9 protein-coding genes are annotated in these 11,652 nt (G+C 44.5%); 4 read left to right on the top strand and 5 right to left on the bottom strand.

The window, feature by feature from the left end:
• Positions 1-194 precede the first annotated feature (194 nt).
• Positions 195-326 (top strand): hypothetical protein, encoded by a 132-nt coding sequence (locus ACT7WV_RS23000; protein WP_445105111.1) that lies wholly within the window; start codon positions 195-197, stop codon positions 324-326.
• A gap of 327 nt (positions 327-653) precedes the next feature.
• A complete protein-coding gene (locus tag ACT7WV_RS22995) occupies positions 654-2,132 on the top strand; it encodes a leucyl aminopeptidase (RefSeq protein ID WP_445105110.1) in 1,479 nt (492 codons plus the stop codon).
• Here ACT7WV_RS22995 and ACT7WV_RS22990 read toward each other — a convergent pair.
• The 5 genes from ACT7WV_RS22990 to pgl form a co-directional block, all read right to left on the bottom strand.
• Positions 2,129-4,816 (bottom strand): two-partner secretion domain-containing protein, encoded by a 2,688-nt coding sequence (locus ACT7WV_RS22990; protein ID WP_445105109.1) that lies wholly within the window; start codon positions 4,814-4,816, stop codon positions 2,129-2,131. The genes ACT7WV_RS22995 and ACT7WV_RS22990 overlap by 4 nt on opposite strands.
• Positions 4,817-4,959: 143 nt before the next feature.
• Entirely contained in the window at positions 4,960-6,252 is a 1,293-nt protein-coding gene (locus ACT7WV_RS22985; RefSeq protein ID WP_445105108.1) for a proprotein convertase P-domain-containing protein, read from the bottom strand.
• Between the two features lie 266 nt (positions 6,253-6,518).
• Complete coding sequence (gene prmC / locus ACT7WV_RS22980; RefSeq protein WP_445105107.1) at positions 6,519-7,466, bottom strand: peptide chain release factor N(5)-glutamine methyltransferase; 948 nt, start codon at positions 7,464-7,466, stop codon at positions 6,519-6,521.
• 38 nt (positions 7,467-7,504) lie between these two features.
• Complete coding sequence (locus tag ACT7WV_RS22975; protein WP_445105106.1) at positions 7,505-8,284, bottom strand: Tic22 family protein; 780 nt, start codon at positions 8,282-8,284, stop codon at positions 7,505-7,507.
• Between the two features lie 227 nt (positions 8,285-8,511).
• Entirely contained in the window at positions 8,512-9,237 is a 726-nt protein-coding gene (gene pgl / locus ACT7WV_RS22970) for a 6-phosphogluconolactonase (RefSeq protein WP_445105105.1), read from the bottom strand.
• 382 nt (positions 9,238-9,619) lie between these two features.
• Here pgl and hpsJ-B point away from each other — a divergent pair, with 382 nt between their 5' ends.
• Positions 9,620-10,414, top strand: coding sequence for a hormogonium polysaccharide biosynthesis protein HpsJ (hpsJ-B, locus tag ACT7WV_RS22965; RefSeq protein WP_445105104.1), 795 nt, complete (start codon positions 9,620-9,622; stop codon positions 10,412-10,414).
• 317 nt (positions 10,415-10,731) lie between these two features.
• Positions 10,732-11,652: a glycosyltransferase family 2 protein gene (locus ACT7WV_RS22960; RefSeq protein WP_445105103.1), complete on the top strand. Its 921-nt coding sequence runs from the start codon at positions 10,732-10,734 to the stop codon at positions 11,650-11,652.

Genomic DNA, 11,652 nt, shown 5'->3' with positions numbered 1-11,652 from the left:
ACCAGTTTGACGGGGGATACATAGTTCAAAGGCTATAAATATCACAATTCTGATGTTAAGATAGAAGCCACGCCTTGGCAATAGTCAGTAATAGTACTTAAGGCAAACTTCTGGGGAAGCTGAACACAGTAATAAGGGATTTAGCTGACTCTTTGGGTACTTAAGCGATTGCCTAAGATAATAAAATTATAGCCATGGAGTTAATAAATTTGAACCTAGCAAGTGCGATGCAAGCTTGGTTAAAAAATCTGTGTGTGGTTAAGCAGGATCCGATAGGCAAAAATACCTCAGAGGTTACCCTCAAGCCACAGAGGATTGTTCCTTGACATGGCAGTCACACAACCTCAATGATTATCAATTGAGTATTGATAGTTGGCAATATATTCCATTATCGCACAACCTACAACCAGGCTTGTTATGCCTTGAACTAAGAGTGAGAAACCGGCATGAAATAGCAGATTAACTTGAGCAAGAAATTGCGATTTCTGCAGTCAAAAACAAGCAAAAAACGGCAAGATTTCCCAGCTAGGGGAAAACTGAGGAAAAAGGCGAGTCTCTACTACTTGGACTAGCTTAACAGGGAGTAGGACTTACCAGGATTTGACAAGGCCGACAAATCAACAACGAAAGACTTTTACAAATATAAAGAAAACATGGAAATTAGAGCCACAAATACCGCACAGTTAGACTGGACTGGCGATACCCTAGCAGTTGGATTATTTGAGGACGCGGTTGAGCTAACTGGCGATTTGGCCAGTCTAGATCAGAAGCTTGACGGAACCATCAAGGAACTAATTGAAGAAACAGAGTTTAAGGGAAGCGTTAGTGCCACTGCTGCCTGTCGAGTTGGCGCTAATAGCTCAATACGCAAAATTATTTTGATTGGCTTAGGCAAAAAAAATGCTCTGAGTTTAGATAGTTTGCGCAAGTCGGCTGCTGCGATTGCTAGGACGGCAAAACAACAAAACAGCAAAACCCTAGCAATTAGCTTACCAGTAGTTAACAATGACCCAGCATTAACAGCTCAAGGCATTACTGAGGGCATTTTACTCGCACTGCACCTGGATAATCGCTTTAAGTCCGAGCCAGAAGACAAGGGAGCCAAGCTAGAACAAGTAGAGTTACTAGGACTAGGAGATCAAGAAGCAGCAGTTAGGCGCGCCAAAGCAATTTCTGATGGTGTAATTCTAGCAAGGGAGCTAGTGGCAGCGCCGGCTAATACTGTAACAGCAATCACTCTAGCCGAGACAGCCGAGGAGATTGCCTCTCAATGGGGTCTTTCTTTAGAAATTTTGGAAAAGGAAGATTGCGAAAAGCTTGGTATGGGTGCCTTTTTGGGAGTTGCCCAAGCTTCAGATCTACCCCCTAAGTTTATTCATCTCACTTACAAGCCAGAGGGTACTGCCAAACGTAAAGTAGCCATTGTCGGCAAGGGTCTAACTTTCGACTCCGGCGGTTTGAATATCAAAGGTTCTGGCAGTGGCATTGAAACCATGAAAATGGATATGGGGGGTGCGGCAGCAACTTTGGGTGCTGCCAAGGCAATTGCTCAACTCAAGCCTAATGTGGAAGTTCACTTTATCAGCGCGGCTACAGAGAACATGATCAGCGGCCATGCTATGCATCCAGGAGACATCCTCACGGCATCCAACGGCAAGACAATTGAGGTTAATAATACCGATGCTGAAGGACGGCTGACACTGGCAGATGCCCTAGTGTTTGCCGAAAAACTGGAAGTGGATGCGATTGTTGATTTAGCAACCCTTACAGGTGCCTGCATTGTAGCCTTGGGCAATGACATCGGCGGCCTGTGGACAGCAGATGAGGCCCTGGCGGCTCAACTTAAAGCCGCCTCAGAGGTAGCTGGCGAACAGTTCTGGCAAATGCCTTTGGAAGAGAAATACTTTGAGGGCTTGAAGTCACCAATTGCCGATATGAAAAATACCGGCCCGCGTGCAGGCGGTTCTATTACTGCTGCTCTTTTCTTGAAGCAGTTTGTTAAAGAAACAGCCTGGGCGCATTTAGATATTGCTGGGCCAGTCTGGGCTGACAAAGAAAGTGGCTGCAATAATGCTGGTGCCACTGGCTTCCCGGTTCGTACCCTAGTGAACTGGGTATTGTCAGATGTTTAGAATCCAGAGCAAGCTGCTGGTTGAGCTCTAGGCATCTCGGATTTAATCGTTGGGGTTTGGGCGGTCAGAATAACTTTGCCGTTAGGCGCAATCACCCAGCCCTGCGCTCTGAGAGTACTTTCTGAAGGGACTGTTTCGGCAGAGGCAACATTGTTACTGTTGTTGGCTTCGGAGTCAAGAGTAACCCAGTCAACCAAAACCCGATAATCCGTCAGAGAATTAGTGGGACTAGCTGGTAAACCACCACGACCAGTAACATAAAATTCACTCCGCTGAGCTGTTTTTAGCCCATCGCGCCTTGGGCAGTTTTGAGCAATTAGCCGGGAAGGGTCAACGAAATCTTCCGGGAAGCTAACTAAGCCGCGACTGGGGTCAATATCGAGTGTGTTGATTTCGATATTGCCAGCTATGCCCAACTCGGAACTAGCAGTAATGTCACTTAAGAGCGTTTCCTCTTCCCTAGGCTCAATGCCAACAATACTCTCAGCGTCAATTTGGATATTACCTCCTTGACCCGTGAAAGCATTGGCTGTGATGTTGCTGTCTTCTGAAGGGATAGCAACAATTAATCGAGCCTCAATACCAATATTGCCTCCATCGCCACCAGCTTGAGCAGTGCCAGCAGTAGTAGAGATATTACTCTTGCGGCGCAACTGCAATAAATCTTCTACTTGCAGAGTGAGATCACCGCCATCTCCTGATGCCGTTTCAGCGGTGATCGTGCCCTGGTTATCTAAAGTAATAGCTTGAGCTTGTACCTCCAGATTACCTGCACCCTGGGCAGCACTAGTTGGGTTAGCGCTACTGACATTAACTGTTGCCCCGTCCCGGATAATTAACTTACCCGTTTCAATAGTTAAATTTCCTCCTAAACCCGTAGCTTCCGTGGTGACGCCCTCTAATCCAGATACGGTGAGTAAGCCACTAGGAAATTGACCGTCAGCAGTAGTGCCAATTAGTTCTATCAATTCGGAAGCCGTAACTATTAAATTACCAGCATCCCCCTCGCCCAAGGTAGAAGCTTGGGCTTGAGCTCCGTCTTGGATAATCAAGCGACTTGTTTCAATAGTTAAGTTTCCTCCAGTTCCGGTTGAACCTGGTTCAGTACCAGCCAGTAAACTACTAGGAATCAAACCCGTATTGGACAATTGACTTGGTGCTGTCCCAATCAGCCTAATTTCAGAAGCACGAACAGTCAAATCTCCAGCATCACCTCCACCAAAGGTAATTACTGACACTTGTGCTCCATCTCGGACAATTAACTGCTCAGCTTCAACCAACAAATTCCCGCCAGCACCTGTCAATCCTTGCGCTGTCGCAAACAAACCACTGGGAAAGCCAGCTTGATCAGTACCAGCTAGTTCTACATTAGAAGCAAGTACAGTCAAATTTCCTGCATTCCCCTCGCCAGACGTGATCACCGCTACTTGTGCCCCATCCCGAACAACTAGCTGTGCGGTTTCAATGGTTAAATTGCCGCTTGTACCTGTTGCTCCTGGTTCTGAGGTTGTAGATAAATTACTGCTAAAACCGTCTGCGCCAGTACCAGCTAGTTCTACTGTAGAAGCCCTAACAGTCAAATTTCCAGCGTTGCCTTCACCAAAGGTAGGAGTAAAAATTTGCGCCCCATCTTGGACAATCAACTTTCCAGTTTCAATAGTCAAATCTCCCCCGGTGCCTGAATTTAAAGAACCAACCACAATCAGCGAACTTTCACTGAAAGTGACTGATTCAGTTGTTTTCAGCAGTAGTTCTTTGCCAGCCTCTACACCAAAGTTGTCAGCCAGAATTATTGAGCCTTGTTTAACCTCCAATCGAGCACCCTGGATCTGAAGACTACCTCCTCCCTCACCACTAACATCTACTGTTGAACCTCCCTCAAGTCCAATATTTCCCAGGTTATGGATCGCATCGTAGCTAAAAACCCAATCGTTTTCTGTCCGAGTTAAGCCTACTTCCCCAACTCCAGCTACACTGCCCAGTTCAATGCGTCCCTCTGCTGCCGTCAAATTTCCTGCTTCTAAAACTACATCTCCACCAATTAGCGCTAGAGTTTGACCATTGGGCACTTGTAACCCTACAGGAAATCCGACTGAATTAGTTTCTCCACTGAAGCTCTCAGCTTGTGATTGGTTGACAATTGTCTCTGCTGTCCTGGCATTAAAAAAGAATACTGAAGGATTAATAGTTAGTAGGTTGCTGGTTGCTGGTTCAGAGGCGCTAAATAATCCCAGTTCACCCCAACCAATAGCTGTTGCTGTTGTTGCTAAAAAGGAACCATTAACATCCAAACTGGCATTTGCTCCGAAAAGAATGCCGTTGGGATTAATGAGAAATAAATTGGCATTACCCAAGACACCAAGGGTTCCTTGAATATCGGAAAGGTTATCTCCCGTGACCCGCGAGAGAATATTTTCGATACCAGTAGGATTAGCAAAATATGCTCCTCTTCCGGCTTCGATATTAAATTGTTCAAAGCTGTGAAAGAGATTTGCACCCCGAATTGCTCCACCCTCAATTTGGTCACTAGGCAAACCATTAATTTCTACATTAGGTGTAATCAGGGAACTCTCTGTCTCCAAGGTGTCATCAGGAATAATTTGTGCCAGAGTGGGACTAGTAGTAACTAGACAAAGTAAGGTAATACTGGCAGAAAACCATAGTTGAAAATTATTCTGAAGCATTGAGATAGTAGGAATTGCACCGTTTGATGTTTGAAAATTTTAGAGAATTGCATTACAGCAAAGCTTCACAAAATTGCTTGGGGCTAGCAAAATTATCAACTATTTTCTAAAGCTTTACCTTGACATACACCTTCTTACAATTTTTAACTGAGAATCAGTGACCAACTATTAAGAGTGCCAGCAGTTACGTTTTGCCCAACCTGATCTGTGATTTCTAGTGACCAGTTGCCGTTGGGATCTTGACCATCAAAATCAGATAGCTGACCTTCAGGGATAAAAGAACCACTAAATGGTGCTGCACCACTACTGATTAACTGATTTGCTTCATCATCTAATACAGTATTCGTGAAGTTATCTTGATTACTACCAACATCTGTAAATAACTCTACCTTAGTACCAACTGGACTGAGCAAGAACACGTCCAAATCACTATTGTAAGTATGAGTGATATCTAACTCAACATTGACATCGTTCAAACTTCCTTCAAAATTGCTGACTAAAAGCTCAGAATTCACTGTATCTAACTCTGGAATTTCTAGCGGTATTTCTGCTGCATTATAGGTGAGTGGATTCGCTTGAGAAATTTCTGGTGCAGCACTTGTTGAATAAATCTGTGGCTGTTGTGTAATCGGCTGTATATCGTTGCTTCTAATGTTAAAGTCTAGTGACCAACTTTTAAGTAAACCAGGGAGTAAATTTTGCCCAGTTTCATCAGTAACTTCTAAACTCCAAGTGCCATTAGGATCTATACTATCAAACTGCCATAGCTCACCCTCTGGTCGATAAGAACCACTTACATCTAACAAGGCAGGCTTATTAGGAAGTGAGAAATAAGACTCGTCGTCTAGGGTAAGATTTTTTTTCTGACCACTAAGATTCTCAAACAGCTTTACCTTGGTGCCATCAGGGGCAACTAAGTAAGCATCTGTCTTAGTATTGTTGTATTTCTGCTGGATATTTAACTTAACATTAACGTCTGCCACCTCTTCAGAAACACCACTCACCTCTAGTTCGGAGTTTACAACAGTGCCATCTGAGGGAATTGGTATTTGTAGGCTTCCGGAATAGAAGGCAAATTTATTCTGTTCGTGATTCTTGATGGTCAGAGTTGCCGTCTTAATGTTACTAGAAGGAGACATCTTAAAAGTAATGCTTCCCTTAGTTTCGTTGACAATATAGTTGTCTGTTTTGAACCCCCATCCTTCGGGTAAATCGGGTAGTTCTAGGAACAAAACCTGATCCATATTAACGCTCGGATCATGAGAGAATTCAAAATTAAATGCCTCTCCTTCAAAAGATTGCTCCGCTAAAATCCAAGCACCATCTATGTCACGGGTAACATTCCATTCATCATCCGATGGGGAAAAGCTCTCCCTTTCTAAATCTACTATCCCGAAACTACCGGGTCTTGCAGGTGTGGCTCTGATTATGGGCATCTTGAATCCCTCTGACGAACAATTGCAACTTGGAAAAGTGCCAAGGGTAACTTCCTACTTGACTGCTTCTGCAATGGCTGACTATTCGATCTATAAGTCATTTCAGAAAAGTTAGACACTTTAATTTAAGTCAAGCTAAGTCAGAAAGTACCACAATTAAACTTGGAAACTTCCAAGTACCTATCAGAGCTAGATTTAGGAATTATTCAAGTAGTTACAAAAGTTTATTTTTTAAACTGCTGCTCTGTCGTTCAAGCAAATATGGCTTACTTTCGATAAGCCAGTGCAAAGCGGTCAATGCCAGCTAAATCAGAGAAAATCTTAATTTGGCAATAACTACCTTGCTGATGTAATAGTTCTGCCACTATAGAAGCTTGTCCTGCCATCATTTCGATTAACCAAATACCACCAGGACGCAGATATTCTGGAGATGTTTCGATTAGATAGCGAATGTAATCTAGACCATCACTGCCGCCGTCAAGGGCTAGATGGGGTTCATGCTTTGCTACTTCCGGTTGGAGGTGAGGAACTAAATTGCTGGGAATATAGGGGGGATTTGCCACCATGCCACTCAATTGCCCCTTCAAAGGCTCAAGAGGACAATACCAAGAGCCTTGGTAAAATCGAATATGTTGGTCTAAAGCTAGTTGCTGAGCATTAAGTCGAGCAACAGCCAAGGCAGCTTCACTGCAATCAACCGCATGAATTGTGGCGTTAGGTAAAACCTCTGCCAATCCTAGAGCAATTGCGCCACTACCAGTACCCAAATCTGCCCAGTGTCCTGAGTTTAGCTCAAGAGTAGGGCTATTTTTGAGAGCCTCCATAGTCAAGTCAATCAAATACTCAGTTTCCGGTCGAGGAATTAGAACCTCTGGGGAAACTTTCAGGGAAAAATTACGCCAGGGGGTCACCCCAGCTAAATACTGCACCGGACAGTGTTCATCAAGACGCCGATGCCATAGCTGGGAGAGTACTGGCAGTGAGTATCGCAGTTTAATCTGTTCTCGCACCTTAAAGGATTCCAAACGCAGTTCTAGTGGATCTAGCCCAGCGACTTCTTGTAATAGCCAGTCCACTTCAGTTGTTGCAATACCCGCCTCTGCTGCTTTCCGTCGCGCTTCTAAGCGCCACTGCCAGAGTGAGTGTCCTGACACCACTGGCAATGCCAGGGAGTTTTGGTTGAACAACTTGTCTTGAGTTTCAGAACTACCCAATTGAAAATCCTTACTTAAGGCTTAAGTTTTAGGCTGGTTTACTGTTGACCTTGAGGCGCACTTTGCCCAGAAGCATCAGGGCGACTTTGTTGCAGAAATTCTAGAGACTCCCGCGATGGCACTAGCAGAATATTGCCAAGCTGCTGGTTATCACTAGTCTGTAGGGTACGAATTACGCCCTCAAGAGGCACCACTTCTACTTTAATGCTGGCGGCAAGTTCAGGTTGTTGCTCTTTAAAGCGGTTCACCATGTTCTGCAATTGCTCTTTTTCAAAAAAGAAAGGAATTAACTGCTTGCCATCTTGTTGAATAGTCAGATAGCCACTTTCTTGACCAGCTTTAGCAACGAACAGCGGAACACCTCGAAATTGCTGCTGTGGCTTGCCATTTTCTGTGAGCACTGCCTCTGCTGATTGTACCTGTTGCTGCGTGGGCACATACTGAAAATCTAAACCATTTGGTTGGCTTTGGTTATCTTTATCTAGCTGGTAAACTTCTCCCAAAGACACGGGCACGACTTGTACTGAGTTACCCAAATCAGGTTTTTCCGTCTTTAACCGCTCAACAAAAGCTTCGGCATCCTTTTGGCTGATAAAAACCCCAGCCACCGCCACGGCTTCGTTTCCCTGCTGAGGAACAGAAGCAACCAGGGGTGACCCGTTTTGATCGGTGACTGTAAACACAGGAACAGCTTGCAACTTTTGCCGAACCTGTTCATCCGTCAATGCTAGGGCTTGGAGATTTTCGATAAAGAAAGAGCTAAAAAGAGTACTACCAATCAAACCCAGTGTTGCGCCCCAGCGAACCAATGATTTCATCAAAATTACCTCAGAGTTTAACCTTAAATACCTTGTCTTCACTAGAATACCCCTCTCGCCTTTAAGGTGACATCTCTCGCCGTTAGCGGAGGAATAGACAATGAACTATCCCAAATTTATAGACAAAGAACTACTCTTGGTAGTTCCGTGTTCTGACCATCCTGGACTAGAATGCTAAGCTCTTGTCTAAAAACAGCCATGAGCTTGTTCTAATAGCTGATTAGTTGTTAATTTTTCAGCTCTTGACCAGCTTCAAGATCTAAAAGCCACCAAAGTTCTCCTTGGGGTTGAATTAATCGAGCTGGGTAAGTTAGAGCATCGGCATCGGGAGCAAATATCTGAGCCAAGGCTTCTCTCTTGCTAGCACCTGCCACGAGAAAAATCACACAGTGAGCCTGATTGATCAGTGAAGCGGTAAAGGTGATGCGGGGCTGACCATCTTTGTTACCTACGGTAACTAGTCGGTCTTGCACTTGCAAAGCATCTGTCTGAGGAAACAGTGAGGCGGTGTGGGCATCGTCGCCAATACCTAATAAGATTATATCGAACTGAGGGAATTTTCCTGACCCTGTGCTAAAGAACTCATTTAGTTGAGCTTCATGTTTATCGGCGTCAGTGGCTGGGTTTCCTCCATCAGTGGGCATGGGGTGAATATTGCCTGCTGGGAGATCAACTTGGTCTAACCATGCCTGACGTGCCATTCTCTGATTGCTATCAGCATGGTCTGCTGGTACGTAGCGTTCATCCCCCCAAAAAATATGAATTTTTGCCCAAGGCAGTTCTTGGGCCGCGAGCGCTTCATATAATGGTTTGGGCGTACCGCCACCAGCTAAGGCGATGGTACAAAGATCTCGCTCCTGTATGGCTGCTTGTATTTTGGCGAGTACTACTTCGAGTGAACGTTTAATCAGCGCTGCCTTATCCGGTAAAACTTCAACATTTTTTTGCTTCATAAAACTCTTTGTCCCATTGCAACTTTTCTAATTTATCGCCCCTGTCGTCTTTCAAATCTTTAGGTTTTTTGATCTAAATACCGCTATGTTTTCAGATTCCCTCAATCAAAAGTAAAGTAGCTGTGTTGTTCGCTACCGGAAGCAACACAGCCGCTTCTCATGGATAAGTTCAACGACTAAAGCCGCACCGTCGTTTTGGCAAGATACCGCACTTCTCCAGGGTGTGGGGAGCGTTAATAGGGTTCAGGTGCCTTAGTTGAAATTTAACTGATCTTCTTTGCCGCAGAGTGTATTAACTGCTTAGGGGACTTGGTGGCCCATTTAGCTCAGCTCGCCTAGTAAAGTTGGAAGTAGGTTATCAGATTCTTTACAGGCGCAGCCAATGAAAACTAGTTCCGTCCATTCATCATTCACCGGTTTAGCCCTCAAAAGTGTCGGGCTAATCATGATTGTATCTGCCCTTCTGGAGTACATCATTTTGGCAATTCCCTCACCGGGAGTTGATTTAAAAGATCCCACTCTATGGCGACAGTGGCAGCTAGAGTTTACCACCCAAATCGTTGATAGGGGCATTATCCCGATGGTCGGGGTCGCACTTTTGTTGACTGGGTATTGGGTGGCCAACAATTTTGGCGGTTCGCGGACAGAACCCAACGCTTCTGGAGGTTACTTGAAAACTGGAGTACTTTTGCTCTCTAGTTTCTTGGGGTTAATTTTTCTACTACTAGTACCGCTGCACTTTAATAATGTTCGTGTACAAGCTAACCAAAGGCTACAGCAGATTGAGCAACAAGCGACTCAACAAGAAACTCAACTGGATGCTCAGGCTAAGCAGTTGGGCACCTTGGTCAAAGCTCCTGAGCAGATTGAGCAAGTAGAACAGAGGATTGATCAACAGTTACAACAGGCAATTGAGAGCGGTCAAGTTCCCCCCCAGCAGATAGCTCAAGCAGAGGCTTTTAAGAAACAATTGCAGGCAATTAAGGAAAATCCGGAAGCTCTCAATCAGCAAGTCGAGGCGCGTCAAACCCAAATCCGTACTAGCAAACTAGAAGAAGAGAAACGAGTAACAACTAATTTGTGGAAGTCTGGTATAAGAACTGGTTTAAGTAGCTTGTTTCTGGCAATTGGCTACATTGTTATTGGTTGGACAGGATTACGAAGCTTGAGTAGTTAGGCAGAAAGAAGTCCCTAACTAAAGACTTGTTTAAGTCTCTGTGAAGAGTCGTCTGCACCGCCAGTTAGTAAAGTTTCAGCAGATGCTCATTAAGCTGAACTTTAAACTGAGTTATTGGTTAAGCTGAGACTCTATGGCTCCTAGGGGGAGGCATTAGCAATTATCAGGGAGTGTCTTTAAATATCTGGAAAATTCCCCTAGGACTGCGGTGAATTATTCTCTTTTTACCCTAACTTCATCGTTATCGGTGATTTAGTAAGGGGTTCTCTTTTTGGGTAAGCATCTAAACCAAATTGAGTTTTTATGGCTAGTAAAAAATGTTCTCGATTTATATCCTGACCTATAACGAAGAGCTTGATATTGCAGCTTGTATTAATTCAGCACGGCTTTCAGATGAAATAATTGTCGTGGATTCTTACAGTAGCGATCGCACTGTAGAAATTGCTAGAAGTCATCAGGTGCAAGTTGTGCAGCACCACTTTGAAAGTCACGGACGTCAGCGTACCTGGATGCTTCGGGAAATTCCCACCAAGTACCAGTGGGTTTATATTTTAGAAGCCGACGAAAGGATGACTCCTGCACTGTTTGCCGAGTGTCTGCAAGCCATACAGTGTTCTGAGTATGTTGGTTATTATGTCGCAGAGCGAGTCATTTTCATGAATCGCTGGATTCGCTATTGTACTCAGTACCCCCGTTACCAACTACGCCTGTTTCGCAAGGATAAGGTATGGTTCACTGATTATGGTCATACAGAAAGGGAGGTTTGCGACGGTTCAACTAGTTTTTTGCAAGAGAACTACCCTCACTACACCTGTTCCAAAGGTTTTAGCCGCTGGATTGATAAACACAATCGTTACTCTACGAATGAAGCTGCAGAGACTTTGCTGCAGTTGCACACAGGAAAGATTAATTGGCGAAATTTGTTTTTTGGTCGCTCGGAAGTAGAAAGAAGGCGTGCTCTTAAGGATTTGTCCCTACGCCTACCCTGGCGACCTATAGTACGTTTTCTATATATGTACTTTATTTTGGGCGGTTTTCTTGATGGACGTGCTGGATTTACCTGGTGTACTTTACAGGGGTTTTATGAATATCTGATCTTGCTCAAGGTTTGGGAACTTAGGCATCAGCAGTTAAGTTCCGTTAAGGCTGTCAGCGATGTAACCAGTTCAAAACCTAGCTCAATTAGTTCGACTACGGTGAAAGTCACTAAGGGGAGTCGGGAAGACGAGAATCCCTAA

This window comes from Symploca atlantica LB2515, from assembly GCF_052546295.1.
This window is presented reverse-complemented; position numbering and strand designations above follow the sequence as displayed.